Below are 18,803 nucleotides of genomic sequence, written 5' to 3' on the forward strand. Positions count from 1 at the left end.
CTTTATAGGCTTGGAAAGCCGTCAAACCTCAGCTTCTCAATCGCTTCCTTCATCGCCTCAACTGGCTGTCCGTGTTCGTATCCCGCGCCAGCCGTTTGATCAGAGTGCCCGGCAAGCTGGTCGCGCATGTCCTTCGGAACGCCCGCCATCTTCAAGCCCGACTTGAACGTGTGTCGGAACGAGTGCCACGCCTTGCGGTCGTCAACGATGCCGACCTTCTTCAGATAGGTGACATTGAAGCGGCGCGGCAGGTAGCGCGGGAAATAGTGATCCAGCGTCGCCGTGTCTTTCGGAGCCTTCGCCTTCGCCTCCATTCCCTGCCGATACCAAACCGGGAATAGATACGTTTCGTGGCGCTTCCTCAGAGCGGCAACGTATTTCTCAAAGCCCAGCGCGAGTAGGGTGCTGTGCACCGGCACCAGACGCTGCGATCCGATGTTTTTGGTTTCTTCCTCGATCGCGATCACCAGAACGCCACGCTCGGTGCGGATGCTGTTGAGCTTAACCTGGGCCAACTCCGAGGCGCGCATCCCGCCGAACAGCGAGATCACCATCGCCCATTCGCGCTCGCCCCACTTGCCCTTTGGCGCAAAGTGTTCGCCGAACAACCGCGTGAGATCGTCTGGCACGAAGTTCACGCGGGGCGGCTTCGAATCTTTGACGGCATCGACTTTGATCCCGGCCGACGGATTGTCCGGGATGATATCTCCGCGCACGGCCCAATTCAGGAACGCATGCAGCCGGGCGAGATACTTGTCGTTGACGGTGCGCGCGTCCAAGAGCGGATACGGCTTCGCCCTCGCCTTGTTCGCCTTCACCGCCTCCGGCAGGGTCAAGCCGGGAAAGCGCTTGCTGTAGCTCGCCGGGGCATCTGCCAACATGCGCTTGAAGGCGTGGACGTGCTGGCGCGTCAGCCTGTAGATCGGCAGCGGCTCGCCGATCGTTTCCTCAAGCATGCGGATCGTGACGCGGTTGTCGTGCTTGGTCCGGTTGCTGGTCGCCTTCTCCGTCGCGAATTGCTCCACTAGCTCGCTCAGCGTCCGCTCACTGTCCGGCCCAAGAATTCGGAGGGTTAGCGGATCGGCGGGCGAAGCCGCCTTCTCTACCAGCAAGGGGTGTTCCGGTTTGGCAGAGAAGTCGCCCGCGTCGTGCGCCTGCTTTAGCCGCATTGCTTCTAGATGGACGGCCGCGAGCGCTCGCGCCAATTCCCGCCACTGAGGCGTGCCGAAAACAACATCGGTGTTTCCCTGCTCGCGATACCAGTCGATCGACCAGCCTATGAGCGCGTCGGCTTCCTCGTCCGAAATTAGGCCACTGATCAGCTCGCGGAGCTTGTTCGCGTAAAAGGGCCGCACCTCTTCGTTCTGGAAGCGAATAGTTTCGGCGAACCGCGAGAGATCAGCCCGCCGCTCGGCGTCGTGCTTGGCAAGCTGGGCTTCGAAATGCGCCCTCGCGAGGTTGCCAAGGCTCAGGATGCGCCCTTTTCTCGGCGGAGGCGCCGAAGGCCTCTGCTCAGCGTCTAGCTGACCACGCGCCTCGCTAAGCCGTTCCTGCATGCGGGCGACAGCAGCGGGAAGGTTCCGCTTCGCAAGGGTCAGATCGGGGCCAAGCGGCTCGGTCAATTCCCGCTTGCCGATGATTGGGCGCAACGCTTCCGGGACCGCGACCCGCGCCCAATAGCGACCTTTCCGAGGGAGCAAGTTTCTGATTTTGGCGAGCGCGTTCGAAGCCATGGTGGAGGGCAGTTTCCGAGAGTTTCTGGAAACCATTTTGTAGCATGGCTCTGGACACTATGCTGCTAGAATCACTTATGTTTTTGTGATTTCAAAAGAAAGTTTTGTAGCAGGTTGCAGTCCCACCGCCCGCACCAAAAGCTTGGTCGTGACGGGGTTCCGCGTGGCGCAGCCCTGCCAATTCGTCAGGGCGAAGCGTGTCCGGCGAAGCTTGAGTGGTCGGCGAAAGCGAAGACGGATTGTAGCCGGCGCCGGAGCCCGAAGGCGACTATTGCCGGCGTTCTCCAATCGGAACCCCGCGCCTCGAAAACCGTTGTCTTGCCATCACAGGGAGCATGACATGAAGGAAGAGCGTCGCGAAGGGCGCGACAAGGAGGCGCGGGACGAAGGCAGCGCTGCGGAAGACCGGGCGCCGCGTCCGAACAGCCCGCTCGAACAAGACGGGCCGGAACTGCTGCGCGACAGCCATTGCTGAGCGCATCGCGTCCCCAAGCAAAACAGCCCGCCGTTTCCGGCGGGCTGTTTTTTTGATCGGCACGCGCTTTACGACTACGCCGCCTTGGCGAGCGCGCTGACGCGCTCCCAGGTCGTGGTCTGCAGGCTCGGGCGCGCCTGCATGCGCTTCAGCCATGTCACCAGATTGGCGTGCGGCGCGCCGAGCTCGGTCCATTCCGGCACCATCGAGAAGAACTCGACATGCGGGGCCAGCAGCAGATCCGCGAGCGACAGCGTATCTCCCGCAAAATAGTCCTGGCCGCCCAGCAAATGCGCGAGCTCGTTGAATACGGTGCGCGCCTTCGGCATCGCGGCCGCGATCGCGGCCTCGTCCGGCGCCAGCCCCATGACGCGCGGGCTGATCACGCGGTGGAAGATGATGACGTTGCCGACGCCGTGAAACAGGTACCAGTCGTTGACGTTCATCGCCTGGTCCATGCGCGCGGCGCGCTTCGGATCGGCCGGCGTCAGCGCAGGCGTCGGCAGCACGCGATCGAGATAGCGCAGGATCGCCTGGGTCTCGTAGAGGCGGAAATCGCCGTGATCGAGCACCGGCACGCGGCCGAACGGGTGCCGCGCCAGGTGCTCCGGCGAGCGCAGCATGCCCGGGGCGACCGGCGCCAAGGAATACGGCGCCCCCTTCTCCTCCAGCATCGCGAGCACGGCGCGGCCGAACGGGCTGCCGGGAATCGAATGGACTGTGAACGACATCGTGCTTCTCCTCGCTGCTTGATCGTCTGCGTCAGCGCCCGCCCTGCCCCGCTTCCTGGGCAAAGCGCTCCAGCAGGCCCGGCCAGCCGCCGTCGACGTCCTTGCGCATGGATTCGCCGCCCTCGCGGCCCATGGTCTCGAACTTGTGGTGCAGAAGGTCGACGCGCGTCGCCTCGGCGCCCTCGGCGGTGAAGCGCACCTCGACCTCGGATTTCATGGTGACGTCAGGCTGCCATTGCGCGTTGATCTGCCACAGCAGCACCAGCCGGTGCGGCGGCTCCCATACCGTGATGGTCCCGGCGCGGGTCTCGGTGCCGTCCTCGGCGATTTCCAGCCAGCGGCCGCCGACCCGCGGCTCGATCTTCACGGTCTTGGCCGGCTTCTTGCCGATGGTGTGATCGAGCGGCCACCAGCGCGCGAGCCCTGCGGTGAACACCTCGAAGGCGTGATCGATCGGCGCCTTCACATTGACTGACTTGCGCACCGGCGCAATGACGAAATGATCGCTCATCTGCTCCTCTTTGCCTTGTGGGATCGTTCGGCTTCCAGCCTGAAGGCGTCGAGCGCATCGGCCCAGAAGCTGTCGAGCCAGGCCCGCAGTTCCAGCAGCGCCTCACGCCTCACCGAATAGATCCGGCGCACGCCCTCGCTGCGCTCCTCGACGAGGCCCGCCTCTTTCAGCACCTTCAGATGTTGCGACACTGCGGGCCGCGAGACCGGCAGGCCCTCGGCGATCGCCTTCACCGGACGTGGACCGCCGCGAAGGCGTTCCAGCACCGCACGCCGCGTCGGATCAGCCAGCACTGCCAGGGCGCTTCCGTAAGTCATGACTTACGGTAAGCCAACGCTAACGGAGATGTCAAGCGGCCCGGCTATCCCGCCTCCGAGGCGTGCCTCGGGTGCCACCAGAGGCCGCCGATCACCACGCCCTCGGACGCGATCTTGCGGTCCCCCGTCATGTGCTCGCCGACCACGTCGACATAGTCGAACCGGCCTTCTTTGACGCTGATGAGCGTGGCGTCGCCGACGCTGCCCGGCTTCAGGCTGCCGAGCTCGGGACGGCGCAGCGCCATCGCCGCATTGACGGTCGATGCCGCCACCACGTCGCCAAGCGCCATGCCCATGCAGAGGAATTTCGACATCGTGGTCACCTGGTCGAACACCGGGCCGTCGATGCACAGCTTGTGAATGTCGGAGGAGATGGTGTCCGGAAGAAAGCCGTTGGCGAGCATCGCGCGCGCCGTCCTGAACGCGAACGAGCCCTTGCCGTGGCCGATGTCGAACAGCACGCCGCGCTCGCGCGCATCGAGCACGACCCGCTTCACCGTGCCCTGCGCGGTGACCGGCGTATTGGGGAACGGCCGGAAGGCGTGCGTCAGCACGTCGCCGGGCCGCAGGCGCGCCACCACCTCCTCGTAGCTCGGCGGCGGATGATCGATATGGCACATCAGGGGCATGCCGACCTGTTCGGCGACTTCAAGCGCGATCTCGAGCGGCACGATCCCCGACGTGCCCGAGGCGTGGAGGCCGACCCGCACCTTGATGCCGACGATGAGGTCGCGGTTGGCGTCCGCCACTTCGGCCGCCGTGATCGGGTCCATCAGCCGCAGCTGCTCGCTCTCGCCGACCATGACGCGATTGGAGAAGCCGAAGATGCCGGCATGCGAGACGTGGAGATAGGCGAGAATGCGCACCTCGCTCGGCTCGATCACATGCTTGCGGAAACCGGCGAAATTGCCCGGACCGGCGCTGCCGGTGTCGACCGCGGTGGTGACGCCGGAGGCGCGGCAGAATTCTTCCGCGTCGATGCCGAGCGAGGTGCCGCCCCAATAGACATGGGTGTGCAGGTCGATCAGCCCGGGCGTGACGATCAGGCCCGAGACGTCGCGCACCTCCGTTTCCGGACCGGCCTTCAGCTCGCGACCGACCGCGGCGACCTTGCCGCCAGCGAAGGCGACGTCGGTCGTGGCATCAAGCTTCTGCGACGGATCGATCACCCGCCCGCCGCGCAGGATCAGATCGAACGGCATTGTGATCTCCGAGAGAGAGGGCCGCAGCCGAGGGCCGGGGCCGTGGTGCCGGCCGTCCGCCTACTCGCTCTTGTCGATGTTCCAGAAGATCGGCGTCGCCGGACCGTCGAGCACGCCCGACAGCGACTTCCGCCACGCGCTCGGCGCCAGATACTGGCCGAGCGGGACATAGATCACCTGGTCGTAGGCTTCCTGCTGAAGCTCGGTCGCGATCTTCTTCTTGTCGTCGAGCGAGGCAGCGCGCGCGAACTGGTCGCGCAGCTTCTCGATCTTGGCATCCTCGGCCCAGCCGAACCAGCCGCCGTTCTTGCCCTGCCCGCCGATCGACAGGTTCGACACGGGATTGTCGACGTCGGCGCTGACCCAGTTGGTGAAGAACATGTTCCAGCCGCCCTCTTTCGGCGGCTTCTGGCTGGCGCGGCGGCTCACCACGGTCTGCCAGTCGGTGGCCTGCAGATCGACCTTGAAGCCGGCCTCACGCAATTGCTGCGCGACGACGATCGGCTGCGCCTTCAGCACCACGACGTCGCCGGGCGCCATGATCACGACCGGCGTGCCGTCATAGCCGGACTCGGCGAGCGCCTTCTTGGCCTGCGCCATGCCGTTGCCCTTGATCAGGGTTTCGGCTCCGACTTCGGTCTCGAGCGGCGTGCCGCAGACGAAGAAGGCGCCGCAGACCATGTAGTATTTCGGATTGCCGACCAGTGCGTCGAGCACGTCCTTCTGGCCGATCGCCAGCAACGCCGCCCGCCGCACCTTCACATTGTCGAAGGGCGGATACAGGAAGTTCATCCGCCCGAGCGTCTGGAAGCCGAACTTGTTCAGCGTCTGCACTTTCAGCTCGGGGTTGGCCTCCAGCACCGGCAGCAGATCGAAAGGCGGGTTCTCGATGAAATCGATGTCGCCGGACTGCAGCGCGTTCACGGCAGTCTGCGCATCCGCCATGGTAACCCACTCGACGCGATCGACCTTCACCACCTTGCCGCCGGAGGTCCAGCTCGCGGGCTCCTTGCGCGGCACATAGTCAGGGTTCTTCTCATAGACCGCCTTCACGCCCGGCTGGAACTCGCTCGCGACAAACTTGAACGGGCCGGAGCCGATCTGCTCGGGGATCTGCTTGTCCGGCGGCGTCTCGGCAAGCCGCTTCGGCATCATGAACGCCACGCGCGAGGACGGCTTGCCGATCGATTCCAGCACCAGGCCATATGGCTCCTTCAATTTCAGCGTGATGGTCCTGGCGTCGGTGGCCTCGAGGCTCGCGGTGAAATCCATCAGCTTCTGGCCCATGCCGTCGACCTTGGCCCATCGCTTCAGCGAGGCGACGCAATCCTCCGCCGTGACCGGCGTTCCGTCATGCCATTTCAGCCCGTCGCGCAGCGTGAAGGTATAGGTGAGCTTGTCGTCGGAAACCTTCCAGTCCGCCATCTGCGGCTGGATCTTGAAATTGGAATCGGTCGCGACCAGCGTGTCGTAGACCATGTAGCCGTGGTCGCGCGAGATATAGGCGGTGGTGAAGATCGGATCGATGATGCGCAGGTCGGAATGCATCACCGCGGTGATCGTCTTGCCGGCGGCAAGCACCGGCGAGGCAAGCGCAAGCGCCGCGGCCGACAGCGCCGATGCGACCGCAAGATGCTTCCAGCGCGCAATGGGGGACATTCGATCTCTCCTGACTGCAAACGGGGTTATCGCTTGGAACGGGGGTGGATCCGCTGACGGATTGTGCATTGAGCCTTTGCGTTGGGCGATTAGGCTTTAGGCGGTTGGCTGCTGCGATTGCGCGAACTAACGCGCTGTAAACTTTGGGTATTTGAGACTTGCATCAAGCGCCTTGCGCGTCAATCGCGATTTGGACGCCGGCTCAGGCCCACGCATCTTTCACTTTACAAATTACGCGCGGCTCTTTCACGTAAGGCGGGATGCGAACGCCGTCAAAAAAACATCGAGAAGCAAGATGAATCCAGCCAATCTTCCCTTCGATTCCGAAACCATGCTGCAGGGCCTGCGAACCTGGGTCGAATGTGAAAGCCCGACCTGGGATGCGAGCGCGGTCGAACGCATGCTCGACATCGCCGCGCGCGACATGGCGATCATGGGCGCGACCATCGAGCGTATCGCCGGCCGCCAGGGCTTCGCCGGCTGCGTCCGCGCCCGCTTCCCGCATCCGAAACAGGGCGAGCCGGGAATCCTGATCGCCGGCCATTTCGACACGGTGCATCCCCTCGGCACGCTGGAAAAACTCAAATGGCGGCGCGAAGGCGACAAATGCTACGGCCCCGGCATCTTCGACATGAAGGGCGGCAGCTATCTGGCGCTGGAAGCGATCCGGCAACTGGCGCGCGCCGCCTTCACCACGCCGCTGCCGATCACCGTGATGTTCACGCCCGACGAGGAGGTCGGCACCCCCTCGACACGAGACCTCATCGAGGCGGAAGCCGCGCGCAACAAATACGTGCTGGTGCCGGAGCCCGGCCGGCCCAACAACGGCGTCGTCACCGGCCGCTATGCCATCGCGCGCTTCAACCTCGAGGCAACGGGACGACCGAGCCATGCCGGCGCCACACTGTCCGCCGGGCGATCGGCGATCCGCGAGATGGCGCGGCAGATCATCGCCATCGACGCGATGACCACCGACGACTGCACCTTCTCGGTCGGCGTCGTGCGTGGCGGGCAATGGGTGAACTGCGTCGCCACCACCTGTACCGGCGAGGCGCTCAGCATGGCCAAGCGCCAGGCCGACCTCGATCGCGGCGTCGAGAGGATGCTCGCTCTGTCAGGCTCCTCCGACGACGTGACGTTCAAGGTGACCCGCGGCGTCACCCGCCCGGTGTGGGAGCCGAATGAGGGCACCATGGCGCTTTACGAGAAGGCGCGCGGCATCGCCCGGGATCTCGGCATGGAGCTGCCCCATGGCAGCGCGGGCGGCGGCTCCGACGGCAATTTCACCGGTGCGATGGGGGTCGCGACGCTCGACGGGCTCGGCGTCCGCGGCGCCGACGCGCATACCCTCAACGAGCACATCATCGTGGAAAGCCTCGCCGAGCGCGGCCGGCTGATGGCGGGGCTGCTCGCCACGCTGGAATAACAAGCGCCCAAGGCTGTTCGGCATAGCCGGAACTCCTCGGCCATTTCCCGCGCCGCGGAAAGTGCCGGCCGGGGCGCTGCCATTGGCGGCCCTCAGCCTTAACGACAATGGCACAGGTCTTGCTGCGTGTTATTCTGGCAGCGGGGAACAAAGAGCGGCGGCAACCGTCCTGGCGGGTTGCACTGGAGTGAGGGACGAGCGTGCTCCTATATCTGCTGCGCCGCATGCTGGCTGCCATTCCCGTGATGGGCGTGGTGGCGCTGGTCGTGTTCCTGCTGCTGCGGCTTACCCCCGGCGATCCCGCCGCGATCCTCGCCGGCGAGAACGCCACGCCCGAACAGCTCGAACGCATCCGCAGCTCGCTCGGCCTCAACGAGCCGCTCTATGCCCAGTTCTTCACCTGGATCGGCAAACTGCTGCATGGCGATCTCGGCGTCTCCCTGATCTCCAACGTGCCGGTCTTGAAGATGATCGGCCAGCGCGTCGAGCCCTCGCTCTCGATCGCGCTCTCCACCATCATCCTGTCGATCCTCATTGCGGTGCCACTCGGCGTGATCGCGGCCTGGCGGCACGGCACCTGGATCGATCGCTTCGTGATGGGGCTCTCCGTGCTCGGCTTCTCGGTGCCGGTGTTCGTGGTCGGCTATGTCCTGATCCAGATCTTCGCGATCGATCTGCGCTGGCTGCCGGTGCAGGGTTTTCGCAGCCTCGCCTCCGGCTTCGGCCCGTTCTTCGAGCGCATCGTCCTGCCCACCTTCACCCTGTCCTTCATCTATGTCGCGCTGATCGCCCGCATGACGCGGGCCTCGATGCTCGACGTGCTGGGCGAGGATTATGTGCGGACCGCGCGCGCCAAGGGCATCGGTGAGGCCGCCGTGCTGCTGCGGCACGGCCTGCGCAATGCCGCCGTGCCCGTCATCACCGTGATCGGCAACGGTTTTGCGCTGCTCATCTCCGGCGTCGTCGTCACCGAAAGCGTGTTCAACCTGCCGGGCATCGGCCGCCTCACCGTCGATGCGGTGCTGGCGCGCGACTATCCGGTGATCCAGGCGATGATCCTTCTGACCTCGCTGATCTATGTGGCCGTCAACCTGATAATCGACGTCGCCTATACGCTGCTCGATCCCAGGATCAGGTACTGAGGGCGCGAGCGATGGCGATCGAAACCCTCCCCGAACCGTCGATCCCGGTCACGACGCCGCTGCAGCCCCGGCTCGGCTTCCTGACGTCGTCGCCGATCATCGCGGTCGCCACCCTTTGCCTCGTGCTTATCATAGCCATGTCGATCGCCGCGCCCTGGCTCGCGCCGCACGATCCGGTGCTGCTCGCGCCCTCCCAGCGGCTGAAACCAGCCAGCGCTCAGTTCCTGCTCGGCACCGACGGTTATGGCCGCGACCTGTTGTCGCGCATCATTTATGGCGGCCGCGTCTCGCTGCTGATCGGGCTGGGCGCCGCGATCTTCTCCACGGCCATCGGGCTCGTGATCGGGCTCGTCTCCGGCTTCTTCCGCTGGGTCGACGCGGTCTTGATGCGGGTCATGGACGGCTTGATGGCGATCCCGAGCATCCTGCTGGCGATCGCGGTGGTGTCGCTGTCGGGCGCCAGCCCGTGGACCGTGATGGTCGCAATCACCATCCCCGAAATCCCGCGCGTGGCGCGGCTGGTGCGCGCAGTCGTGCTGTCGGCGCGCGAGGAGCCCTATGTGGAGGCTGCGATCTCGGTCGGCTCCGGCCTGCCGAAGATCATGGTGCGGCATCTGATGCCGAACACGATCGCGCCGCTGATCGTGCAAGGCACCTATGTCTGCGCTTCCGCGATCCTGACCGAGGCGATCCTGTCCTTCCTCGGCGCCGGCATCAGCCCGGAGACGCCGACCTGGGGCAACATCATGGCGGAGGGCCGCGCCTTCTTCCAGATCAAGCCGTCGCTGATCTTCTGGCCGGGACTGTTGCTGTCGATCGCGATCCTGAGCGTCAACCTGATCGGGGACGCCGCGCGCGACGCGCTCGATCCCCGCATGAAGCAGCGCGGGTCCGGCAAATGAGCGTCCTCTCAGTCGACAACCTCGTCGTCAACCTCGGCCGCGATCCGGAGGCGACGCGCATCATCGACGGCGTGTCGCTTCAAGTCGGTGCCGGCGAGACGCTGTGCGTCGTCGGCGAGAGCGGCTCAGGCAAATCGGTGACGTCTCTGACGATCATGGGCCTGCTGCAGAAGAACGCGCTGGTGCCGACCTCGGGCAGCATCACACTGGTCGGCGAGGAGCTGCTCAAGGCAAGCGACCGCCGCCTGCGGCAATTGCGCGCCACCACCATGGCGATGATCTTCCAGGAGCCGATGACGGCGCTCAATCCCGTCGTGCCGGTCGGCCGCCAGATCGACGAGGTGCTGCGCGCCCACACCACGCTCGACGCCCGCGCGCGGCGCCAGCGCATCCTCGCCATGATGGAGCAGGTGCGGCTGCCGGAAGTGGCGCGCATCTTCGCCGCCTACCCGCACCAGGTCTCGGGCGGCCAGCGCCAGCGCATCATGATCGCGATGGCGCTGGTGCTCGAACCGAAACTCCTGATCGCGGACGAGCCCACCACCGCGCTCGACGTCACCACGCAAAAGCAGATCCTCACCCTGATCCGTGACCTGCAGCGCGATCACGGCACCGCGGTGCTGTTCATCACCCACGACATGGGCGTGGTCGCCGAGATTGCCGACCGCGTCGCCGTGATGCGCGGCGGACGGCTGGTCGAGACCGGATCGCTCGATACGATCCTGCGCAATCCCGCGATGGAATATACCCGCAATCTGCTCTCGGCGGTGCCGAGCCTGGTGCCGCGCCCGCCGCGCGGCGAAACCAGCGAACCGATCGTGCTGGAGACGACCGAGCTCGGCAAGATCTATCGGGAACGCTCGATGTTCGGCCGGCAACGGGAGGTCGCCGCGGCGAAAGACGTCACCCTCACCTTGCGCAAGGGCCGCACGCTCGGCATCGTCGGCGAAAGCGGCTCGGGCAAGTCGACGGTGGCACGCTGCATCGTTCGCCTGATCGATCCGACCTCGGGCGGCATCCGGCTCGCGGGCCGCGAGATCTCCGACCTGTCGCGGCGGCTGTTGCAGCCGCACAGGAAGCGCATCCAGATCGTGTTCCAGGACCCCTATCGCTCGCTCAACCCGCGCGTCACGGTCGGCGAAAGCATCGCGGAAGGCCCGGTCAACTACGGCATGCCGCGCGCGCAGGCGCTCGATCGGGCGCGCGAGCTGCTCGAGCTGGTCGACCTGCCGCCGGATGCGGTGTCGCGCTATCCGCACCAGTTCTCCGGCGGCCAGCGCCAGCGCATCGCGATCGCGCGGGCGCTCGCGCTCGATCCCGACGTACTGGTTGCCGACGAAGCGGTCTCGGCGCTCGACGTGTCGGTGCAGGCGCAGGTCCTGGAACTGTTCGACGAAATCCAGACGCGGCTTGGCATCGCGCTCCTGTTCATCACCCATGACTTGAGGGTCGCAGCACAGATCTGCGATGACGTCGCGGTGATGCAGCATGGGCGTGTCGTCGAACAGGGGCCGGCCGCGGAAATCCTCACCCGACCGCGCGAGGCCTACACCCGCGCGCTGCTCGACGCCGCACCGGGGCGGGGCTGGGACTTCGCCAACTTTCGGCCGGTTTCCTCAGCGCAGATCGAGGCGTGATTGTCATTGCGGCGCGGAATAATCCCTACGCCCAAAGGCGTACGCCCATGTCTCATGCAAAACGGAATTGCTCCGATGCTTGCCTATCCCGCGCAAGCGCGCTTAACGTCGCGACAACATCGCGCGAGACCTGATTGATGACCCGCATCGCCGTCGGCGGATTTTTGCACGAGACCAACACCTTCGCACCGACGAAGGCGACCTATGACGACTTCGTGCATGGCGGCGGCTGGCCGTCGATGACGACCGGCGCCGACGTGCTCAAGGTGATGCGCGACATCAATGTGGGGCTGGCCGGCTTCGTCGGCGCGGCGGAAGACAACGGCTGGGAGCTGGTCCCGACCATCGCCTGCGGCGCCAGCCCCTGCGCCCATGTCACCCGCGACGCCTATGAACGCATCGTCAAGGTGATGATCGACGGCATCGCCGCGGCCGGTCCCCTCGACGCCGTCTACCTCGACCTGCACGGCGCCATGGTGACCGAGCATCTCGACGACGGCGAGGGCGAATTGCTCGCACGCGTGCGGAAAGCGATCGGCCGCGACCTGCCGCTGGTCGCAAGCCTCGACCTGCACGCCAATGTGACGCCCGAGATGGTCGCACATGCCGATGCGCTGATCGCCTACCGCACCTATCCCCATGTCGATATGGCCGACACCGGCCGCGCCGCCGCGCGGCACCTCGCGCTGCTCCTGAAGACCAAGCAGCGCTTCGCCCGGGCGTTCCGGCAACTGCCGTTCCTGATTCCGATCAGCTGGCAGTGCACCAACGACGAGCCGACCCGAGCCATCTACCGGAAGCTTGCCGCGCTGGAGAGCGCGGCGGTGCCGACGCTGTCCTTTGCGCCGGGTTTTCCGGCCGCCGATTTCGAGCATTGCGCGCCGAGCGTGTTCGCCTATGGCAGGACGCAGGCCGACGCCGACGCGGCAGCCGACGCGATCGCAGCCCTGGTCGAAAGCCACGAGGACGATTTCGACGGCCCGATCTATTCGCCGGACGACGGCGTGCGCCACGCGATGGAGCTTTCGAAGACCGCGACCAAGCCGATCGTGATCGCCGACACCCAGGACAATCCGGGCGCCGGCGGCGATTCCGACACCACCGGCATGCTGCGCGCGCTGGTGCGCAACAAAGCGAGTCGCGCCGCGCATGGCGTGATCTTCGATCCGGCGTCAGCCCGCGCCGCCCATGAAGCCGGCGAAGGCGCAGCCGTCACGCTTTCGCTCGGCGGCAAGTCGGGTATCCCGGGCGACGCGCCATATACGGAGAGCTTCGTCGTCGAAAAGCTGTCGGACGGAAAATTCGCCGCGCCCGGTCCCTACTATGGCGGCCGCGACATGGACATGGGGCCGTCGGCGTGCCTGCGGATCGACGACGTCAGGGTCGTCGTCTCCTCGCACAAGGCGCAGCTTGCGGACCAGGCGATGTATCGTTATGTCGGCATCGAACCGACCGAACAGGCCATCCTGGTCAACAAGAGCTCGGTGCATTTCCGCGCCGATTTCGAGCCGATCGCCGCAAAACTTTTGATCTGCGCCGCGCCCGGCGCGATGCCGGCCGACACCGCGGCGCTGCCGTGGACGCGGCTGCGCCCGGGCATCCGCATCAAGCCGAACGGACCCGCCTTCGCCCCGCCTGCCCGATCCCGCCCCTCCTCTTCTGCAACCGGATAACAACCATGCCAACGATCGAAAGCATCGAACGCTTCGCCGACGAGCTCACCGCGATTCGGCGCGACCTGCACGCCCATCCCGAGATCGGCTTCGAGGAGGTGCGCACCTCGGGGATCGTCGCCGAGAAGCTCACGCAATGGGGCATCGAGGTCCATCGCGGCCTGGGCGGCACCGGCGTGGTTGGCGTGCTCAAGGGCCAGGGCAATGGCGACAAGCGCATCGGGCTTCGCGCCGACATGGACGCGCTGCCGATCGAGGAGAACACCAACCTGAAATGGCGCTCCACCATTCCCGGCCGCTTCCACGGCTGCGGCCATGACGGCCACACCACGATGCTGCTGGGCACCGCGCGCTATCTGGCGGAGACGCGCAACTTCGACGGCACCGTGCATTTCATCTTCCAACCGGCGGAAGAAGGCCTTGGCGGCGCGCGCGCCATGATCAAGGACGGGCTGTTCGAGAAATTCCCCTGCGACGAGATCTACGGCCTGCACAACGCGCCCGACCTCAACCATGGCGAGATCGCGATCCTGCCGGGCCCGGCAATGGCGGGGGCCGATTTCTTCGATATCACCATCAACGGCTACGGCGCCCATGGCGCGATGCCCGAGCGCTCCAAGGACGCGGTGGTGATCGCGACCACGCTGGCGCAGGCGTTGCAGACCATCGTCAGCCGCAACGTCGATCCGCTGCAGGCCGCGGTGGTGTCGATCACCCAGATCCACGCCGGCTCGGCCTATAACGTGATTCCGGGCGAGGCGAAGCTGTGCGGCACGGTGCGCGCCTTCTCCGACGAGGTGCGCGCGCTGATCCGCCAGCGCATGCGCGCGATCTGCGCCGGCGTCGCCGCCGCGCACGAGGTCGAGATCATAGCCGACATCCGCGACACCTTCAGCGTGCTGGTCAACGAGGAGGAGCAGTCCCGCGTCGTCGCCGACGTCGCGCGCACCGTGGTCGATCCCGCCAAGGTGATGGTGCGGCCGCAGCCGAAGATGGGCAGCGAGGATTTCGCCGACATGACCCAGAAGGTGCCCGGCGCCTATTTCTGGATCGGCCATGACGGCTCGGTGCCACTGCATAACCCAGGTTACGTGCTCGACGACAAGATCCTGCCGATCGGCGCCAGCATGTTCGCCCGCATCATCGAAACCCGTATGCCGGCAAACTCCCATGCATAAGCCCACCGCTCACGACGCCGTCACCTCGCTTCACGATCTTTCCGCAGGCGACCTGATCGCGGGCTATCGCGCCAGGCAGTTTTCGCCGTCGGAAGTGCTGGAAGAAGTGCTCGCGCTGGTCGCGGCATGGGAGCCGCACATCAAGGCGCTCTATCTGTTCGATCCCGATGCCGCCCGCGCGGTGGCGAAGGCCTCGACCGAGCGCTGGCAGAAGGGCGAGCCGAGCGGCATGCTCGACGGCGTCCCCGCCACCATCAAGGACAATATCGCCACCAAGGGCCAGCCGGTGCCGCTCGGCACCGCGAGCCTGCCGCTGGTTCCCGCGGCGGTCGATGCGCCGCCGGCGGCGCGTCTGCGCGAAGCCGGCGCCGTGATCTTCAGCAAGACCACGATGCCCGATTACGGCATGCTGTCGTCGGGGCTTTCCAGCTTCCATCCGCTGACGCGCAATCCGTGGGATCTGGCCAAGAACCCCGGCGGGTCCAGCGCCGGCGCGGGTGCCGCCGGCGCGGCGGGCTACGGTCCGCTGCATCTCGGCACCGACATCGGCGGCTCGGTGCGGCTGCCGGCTACCTGGTGCGGCCTGGTTGCGCTGAAGCCGAGCCTCGGGCGCGTTCCGATCGATCCGCCCTATGTCGGCCGCGTCGCCGGACCGATGACCCGCACCGTCGACGACGCCGCGCTGATGATGAGCGTGCTGTCGAAGCCCGACCGGCGCGACGGCATGAGCCTGCCGCCCAACGACATCAACTGGAAGGTGGTGGAGAAATCGCCGCGCAAGCTCAGGCTGGGCCTCATGCTGAATGCCGGCGTCGGCCAGGCGCTGGAGAAGCCGGTGCGCGATACCGTGGTCAAGGCCGCCAAGGCCTTCGAGCAGGCCGGCGCCGTCATCACCGAGGTCGACGGCATCATGACCCGGGAAATCCTCGACGGGCTCGACAATTTCTGGCGCGCGCGGATGTGGGACGAGCTGTCGAAGCTCTCGCCCGAACAGCGCGCCAAGACACTGCCCTATATCTACAAATGGGGCGAGCGCGGCGCGAAGCTGTCGGGCGTCGACGTGATCAGGGGCTTCAACGCCACCATGGCGATCCGCGCAGCAGCCGCAAAGCTGTTCTCCGACCTCGACTACGTGATCTCGCCGGTGTCGCCGGTGGTGAATTTCCCGGCCGAGTTCGCCGCCCCGATCAACGATCCGGACAAGCCGTTCGAGCACATCTGCTACACCGTGCCGTGGAACATGGCGGAGAACCCGGCGCTGTCGATCAATGGCGGCTATGACGACAAGGGCTTTCCGATCGGCGTACAGATCATCGGCCGCCGCTTCGACGATCTCGGCGTGCTCGGCATGGCCAAGGCGTTCGAGGGCCTGCGCGGCGCGCAACGGCCTTGGCCGAAGCCGCCGAAGAAGTGACCTAGGTCATTCCGGGGCGGCACGAAGTGTCGAACCCCGGAATCTGGTGCCACGATCTGTTGATCGAGATTCCCCGGTGCGCAATTGCGCACCTGTGGTCTGCGCCTTGCGGCGCATCCCGCAATGACGGTCCAACTCAAACAGGAAACCACAGGGAGGGACCCATGGCCTATGAAACCATCACCTGCGAGCTCTCCGAGCAGATCCTCACCATCACGCTGAACCGCCCCGACAAGCTCAACGCCTTCAACGCCGCCATGCAGCGCGAGCTGATCGAGGCGTTCGATGCGGCCGACAAGGACGACAACGTCCGCGCCATCATCGTCACCGGCGCGGGCCGCGCCTTCTGCGCCGGCGCCGACCTCTCCTCCGGCGCCGACACCTTCGACCGCGACGCAAGGCGCGGGCCGGTCAAGCGGCTCGCGAGCGGCAAGGTCGACTACAGCGACCCCAACGTGCGCGACGGCGGCGGCCAAGTCACGCTGCGCATCTTCAAATGCCTAAAGCCGGTGATCGCGGCGGTGAACGGGCCTGCGGTCGGCATCGGCGTCACCATGCAGCTTGCCATGGATATCCGCATCGCCAGCGAAGCCGCGCGCTTCGGCTTCGTGTTCTCCCAGCGCGGCATCGTGCCGGAAGCGGCCTCGAGCTGGTTCCTGCCGCGCATCGTCGGCATCTCCCAGGCCCTGGAGTGGTGCTACACAGGGCGCGTGTTCCCGGCGCAGGAAGCGCTCGCGGGACGCCTCGTCAGCCGCGTGGTGCCGCCGGACCAATTGCTGCCGACCGCCCGCGCACTGGCAAAGGAGATCGCCGAGAAGACCGCACCGGTGTCGGTCGCGCTGATCCGGCAGATGATGTGGCGCATGCTCGGGGCCGACGACCCGATGGAAGCGCACAAGGTCGACAGCCGCGGCATCTACACCCGCGGCCGATCGGAAGACGTCAAGGAAGGCGTGATGGCATTCCTCGAGAAACGCCCCGCGGCGTTCAGGAACAAGGTCTCGTCGGACATGCCGGATTATTTCCCGTGGTGGGATGAACGCGGGTATCGGTGACCGCGAAGCGGTCATTCCGGGGCGATGCAAAGCATCGAACCCGGAATCTCGAGGTTCCGGGTCTGGTGCTTGCGCACCATCCCGGAACGACGACAGCTATCCCATCATCAGCGCCACGCGGCCGATCGCCTTGCGCTCGATCAGGAGCCGCATCGCGGCCGCGTAGTCTGCAAGCGGCAGGCGGTGCGAGATGTTGGGGCGCACCTTCCCTTCTTCCGCCCATGCGAGCAGCGCATTCAATCGCGCCTCTCCCAGCGCCGGGTCCCTGCGCGCGGCTTCGCCGGCGCGGACACCGAGGACGGCCGCGCCCTTGATCAGCAGCAGGTTGGTGCGCGCCACGCCGATGCCGCCGGTGAAGCCGATCACCAGCAGCCGCGCGCCCCAGGCGATGCAGCGCAGGCTGTTCTCGAAAATCTCCCCGCCCACGGGATCGAACACCACGTCGGCGCCGCGGCCCTCGGTGATGCGCTTGACCGCGTCGCGGAACGGCTCGCGCGCATAGAGCACGAGGTGGTCGGCGCCCTTGGCCTTGGCCACGCTAAGCTTTTCCTCGGACGAAGCGGCGGCGATCACGGTCGCGCCGAGGAGCTTGCCGATCTCGACCGCGGCCAAGCCCACGCCGCCGCCGGCGCCATGCACCAGCAGCACTTCGCTCGATTTGAGCTGGCCGCGATCGACAAGGGCATGATGGGCCGTGCCGTGCGCGGCGAGGAAGGTGGCCCCTTCCGCATAGTCGAAGGTCGACGGCAGCGGCGTGAGTTGCGCGGGCGCCACCACAACCTCGCTGGCGTAAGCGCCGTGGCGCATCTTGACCATGACGCGATCGCCAACAGCAACGCTCTGTACGCCTTCGCCGATCTCGATCACGTCGCCGGCAGCTTCCATCCCCGGCGTGAACGGCAGCTCGGGCTTGAGCTGGTATTCGCCCGCCGCCATCAGGATGTCAGGGAAATTGATGCCGGCGGCGCGCACCGCAATACGCACCTGCCCCGGCGCCGGCGGCGACGACGAAAACTCCTCCAGCCGCAGTGCTTCCGGCGGCCCAAGCGCGCGGCAGACGACCGCTCTCGGCATTAAGCGGCACGCTCCTTGCTGCGTGCCAACGCCCCGCGGATCAGCGGCAGGCGGTCATTGCCGAAGTACATGTCGGTCTTGTTCACGAAGATGGTCGGCGAGCCGAAGCCGCCGCGCGCCATCACTTCGTCGGTGTTGGCCTTGAGCTGGTCCTTGATCGCCTGCTGACCGATGCCGTCGAAGAATTTCTTGGGATCGACGCCGACCTTCTCGCAAATGCCGGCCAATACCGCGTCCTGCGAGATGTCCTTGTCGTCGCCCCAATAGGCCTCGAATACGGCGCGCGCGAATGGCACCATCTCCTTGCCCAAGAGGATGCAGCCACGCATCGCCTTGACGCTGTTCACGGGAAACACTGATGGCGGCATCTTGATGGCAAGCCCGGCCGAGCGCGCCCAGTCGCCGAGGTCCTTGAGCATATAGCGCTGCTTCAGCGGCACCGGCGTTTCGCGCGAAGCATAAACGCTGGGGTTGACGGTGTTGAAGATGCCGCCGACCAGGATCGGCCGCCACGAAATCTCTTCCCCGAATTCCTTCGCGAGCGGCTGGATGTTGTGGAACGCGAGATAGGTCCATGGGCTGGAGCAATCGAAGAAGAACTCGATCATGGGGGCTTTCCTTTGGTTGCCTCGTTGCACGCGTGTCTCGGCGCGCCGCTGTCTTGCTCCCTCTCC

General features: G+C 66.0%; 17 protein-coding genes. 9 read left to right on the top strand and 8 right to left on the bottom strand.

Annotation, left to right across the window (positions count from 1 at the left end):
• Positions 1–2 precede the first annotated feature (2 nt).
• Positions 3–1,733, bottom strand: a complete 1,731-nt coding sequence (locus QOU61_RS25050) for a tyrosine-type recombinase/integrase (protein WP_289653868.1) — start codon at positions 1,731–1,733, stop codon at positions 3–5.
• Positions 1,734–2,073: 340 nt separating this feature from the next.
• On the opposite strand from QOU61_RS25050, the gene QOU61_RS25055 reads away from it, so the two are divergent.
• Entirely contained in the window at positions 2,074–2,208 is a 135-nt protein-coding gene (locus QOU61_RS25055) for a hypothetical protein (protein WP_289653869.1), read from the top strand.
• A gap of 74 nt (positions 2,209–2,282) precedes the next feature.
• Here QOU61_RS25055 and QOU61_RS25060 read toward each other — a convergent pair whose 3' ends face one another.
• From QOU61_RS25060 to QOU61_RS25080, 5 genes are read right to left on the bottom strand one after another with little or no spacing between them, the layout of a single operon-like run.
• On the bottom strand, positions 2,283–2,939 hold the full coding sequence (locus QOU61_RS25060) for a glutathione S-transferase family protein (protein ID WP_289653870.1): 657 nt from the start codon (positions 2,937–2,939) through the stop codon (positions 2,283–2,285).
• Between the two features lie 31 nt (positions 2,940–2,970).
• Positions 2,971–3,450: an SRPBCC family protein gene (locus QOU61_RS25065; protein ID WP_289653871.1), complete on the bottom strand. Its 480-nt coding sequence runs from the start codon at positions 3,448–3,450 to the stop codon at positions 2,971–2,973.
• On the bottom strand, positions 3,447–3,767 hold the full coding sequence (locus tag QOU61_RS25070) for an ArsR/SmtB family transcription factor (protein WP_289653872.1): 321 nt from the start codon (positions 3,765–3,767) through the stop codon (positions 3,447–3,449). The genes QOU61_RS25065 and QOU61_RS25070 overlap by 4 nt, the downstream gene beginning before the upstream one ends.
• A 44-nt stretch (positions 3,768–3,811) precedes the next feature.
• Positions 3,812–4,969 (bottom strand): amidohydrolase/deacetylase family metallohydrolase, encoded by a 1,158-nt coding sequence (locus QOU61_RS25075; protein ID WP_289653873.1) that lies wholly within the window; start codon positions 4,967–4,969, stop codon positions 3,812–3,814.
• Between the two features lie 60 nt (positions 4,970–5,029).
• On the bottom strand, positions 5,030–6,628 hold the full coding sequence (locus QOU61_RS25080) for an ABC transporter substrate-binding protein (protein WP_289653874.1): 1,599 nt from the start codon (positions 6,626–6,628) through the stop codon (positions 5,030–5,032).
• Between the two features lie 295 nt (positions 6,629–6,923).
• On the opposite strand from QOU61_RS25080, the gene QOU61_RS25085 reads away from it, so the two are divergent.
• From QOU61_RS25085 to QOU61_RS25120, 8 genes are all read left to right on the top strand, one after another.
• Entirely contained in the window at positions 6,924–8,054 is a 1,131-nt protein-coding gene (locus QOU61_RS25085; RefSeq protein ID WP_289653875.1) for a M20/M25/M40 family metallo-hydrolase, read from the top strand.
• 200 nt (positions 8,055–8,254) lie between these two features.
• Positions 8,255–9,196, top strand: a complete 942-nt coding sequence (locus QOU61_RS25090; RefSeq protein WP_289653876.1) for an ABC transporter permease — start codon at positions 8,255–8,257, stop codon at positions 9,194–9,196.
• Between the two features lie 11 nt (positions 9,197–9,207).
• Positions 9,208–10,098: an ABC transporter permease gene (locus QOU61_RS25095; protein ID WP_289653877.1), complete on the top strand. Its 891-nt coding sequence runs from the start codon at positions 9,208–9,210 to the stop codon at positions 10,096–10,098.
• On the top strand, positions 10,095–11,735 hold the full coding sequence (locus QOU61_RS25100) for an ABC transporter ATP-binding protein (protein ID WP_289653878.1): 1,641 nt from the start codon (positions 10,095–10,097) through the stop codon (positions 11,733–11,735). Before QOU61_RS25095 ends, QOU61_RS25100 begins: the two co-directional genes overlap by 4 nt.
• A 137-nt stretch (positions 11,736–11,872) precedes the next feature.
• Positions 11,873–13,408, top strand: coding sequence for a M81 family metallopeptidase (locus tag QOU61_RS25105; RefSeq protein WP_289653879.1), 1,536 nt, complete (start codon positions 11,873–11,875; stop codon positions 13,406–13,408).
• Between the two features lie 5 nt (positions 13,409–13,413).
• Complete coding sequence (locus QOU61_RS25110; RefSeq protein WP_289653880.1) at positions 13,414–14,586, top strand: M20 aminoacylase family protein; 1,173 nt, start codon at positions 13,414–13,416, stop codon at positions 14,584–14,586.
• Positions 14,579–16,000, top strand: a complete 1,422-nt coding sequence (locus tag QOU61_RS25115) for an amidase (RefSeq protein WP_289653881.1) — start codon at positions 14,579–14,581, stop codon at positions 15,998–16,000. Before QOU61_RS25110 ends, QOU61_RS25115 begins: the two co-directional genes overlap by 8 nt.
• Before the next feature lie 164 nt (positions 16,001–16,164).
• A complete protein-coding gene (locus tag QOU61_RS25120; protein ID WP_289653882.1) occupies positions 16,165–17,055 on the top strand; it encodes a crotonase/enoyl-CoA hydratase family protein in 891 nt (296 codons plus the stop codon).
• A gap of 96 nt (positions 17,056–17,151) precedes the next feature.
• On the opposite strand, the gene QOU61_RS25125 is transcribed toward QOU61_RS25120, so the two are convergent.
• Both QOU61_RS25125 and QOU61_RS25130 read right to left on the bottom strand, forming a co-directional pair.
• A complete protein-coding gene (locus QOU61_RS25125; RefSeq protein WP_289653883.1) occupies positions 17,152–18,129 on the bottom strand; it encodes an NADPH:quinone oxidoreductase family protein in 978 nt (325 codons plus the stop codon).
• On the bottom strand, positions 18,129–18,737 hold the full coding sequence (locus tag QOU61_RS25130) for a 2-hydroxychromene-2-carboxylate isomerase (RefSeq protein WP_289653884.1): 609 nt from the start codon (positions 18,735–18,737) through the stop codon (positions 18,129–18,131). The genes QOU61_RS25125 and QOU61_RS25130 overlap by 1 nt, the downstream gene beginning before the upstream one ends.
• Between the last annotated feature and the right edge of the window lie 66 nt (positions 18,738–18,803).

The organism is Bradyrhizobium sp. NP1 (assembly GCF_030378205.1).
Lineage (GTDB): Bacteria > Pseudomonadota > Alphaproteobacteria > Rhizobiales > Xanthobacteraceae > Bradyrhizobium.

Excerpts from the sequence above, each read along its gene's own strand:
- QOU61_RS25110 (WP_289653880.1), top strand. The coding sequence starts at position 13,414 with ATGCCAACGATCGAAAGCATCGAACGCTTCGCCGACGAGCTCACCGCG.
- QOU61_RS25095 (WP_289653877.1), top strand. The coding sequence starts at position 9,208 with ATGGCGATCGAAACCCTCCCCGAACCGTCGATCCCGGTCACGACGCCG.
- QOU61_RS25050 (WP_289653868.1), bottom strand. The coding sequence starts at position 1,733 with ATGGCTTCGAACGCGCTCGCCAAAATCAGAAACTTGCTCCCTCGGAAA.
- QOU61_RS25085 (WP_289653875.1), top strand. The coding sequence starts at position 6,924 with ATGAATCCAGCCAATCTTCCCTTCGATTCCGAAACCATGCTGCAGGGC.
- QOU61_RS25060 (WP_289653870.1), bottom strand. The coding sequence starts at position 2,939 with ATGTCGTTCACAGTCCATTCGATTCCCGGCAGCCCGTTCGGCCGCGCC.
- QOU61_RS25070 (WP_289653872.1), bottom strand. The coding sequence starts at position 3,767 with ATGACTTACGGAAGCGCCCTGGCAGTGCTGGCTGATCCGACGCGGCGT.
- QOU61_RS25105 (WP_289653879.1), top strand. The coding sequence starts at position 11,873 with ATGACCCGCATCGCCGTCGGCGGATTTTTGCACGAGACCAACACCTTC.
- QOU61_RS25075 (WP_289653873.1), bottom strand. The coding sequence starts at position 4,969 with ATGCCGTTCGATCTGATCCTGCGCGGCGGGCGGGTGATCGATCCGTCG.
- QOU61_RS25130 (WP_289653884.1), bottom strand. The coding sequence starts at position 18,737 with ATGATCGAGTTCTTCTTCGATTGCTCCAGCCCATGGACCTATCTCGCG.
- QOU61_RS25125 (WP_289653883.1), bottom strand. The coding sequence starts at position 18,129 with ATGCCGAGAGCGGTCGTCTGCCGCGCGCTTGGGCCGCCGGAAGCACTG.
- QOU61_RS25100 (WP_289653878.1), top strand. The coding sequence starts at position 10,095 with ATGAGCGTCCTCTCAGTCGACAACCTCGTCGTCAACCTCGGCCGCGAT.
- QOU61_RS25120 (WP_289653882.1), top strand. The coding sequence starts at position 16,165 with ATGGCCTATGAAACCATCACCTGCGAGCTCTCCGAGCAGATCCTCACC.
- QOU61_RS25065 (WP_289653871.1), bottom strand. The coding sequence starts at position 3,450 with ATGAGCGATCATTTCGTCATTGCGCCGGTGCGCAAGTCAGTCAATGTG.
- QOU61_RS25115 (WP_289653881.1), top strand. The coding sequence starts at position 14,579 with ATGCATAAGCCCACCGCTCACGACGCCGTCACCTCGCTTCACGATCTT.
- QOU61_RS25055 (WP_289653869.1), top strand. The coding sequence starts at position 2,074 with ATGAAGGAAGAGCGTCGCGAAGGGCGCGACAAGGAGGCGCGGGACGAA.
- QOU61_RS25080 (WP_289653874.1), bottom strand. The coding sequence starts at position 6,628 with ATGTCCCCCATTGCGCGCTGGAAGCATCTTGCGGTCGCATCGGCGCTG.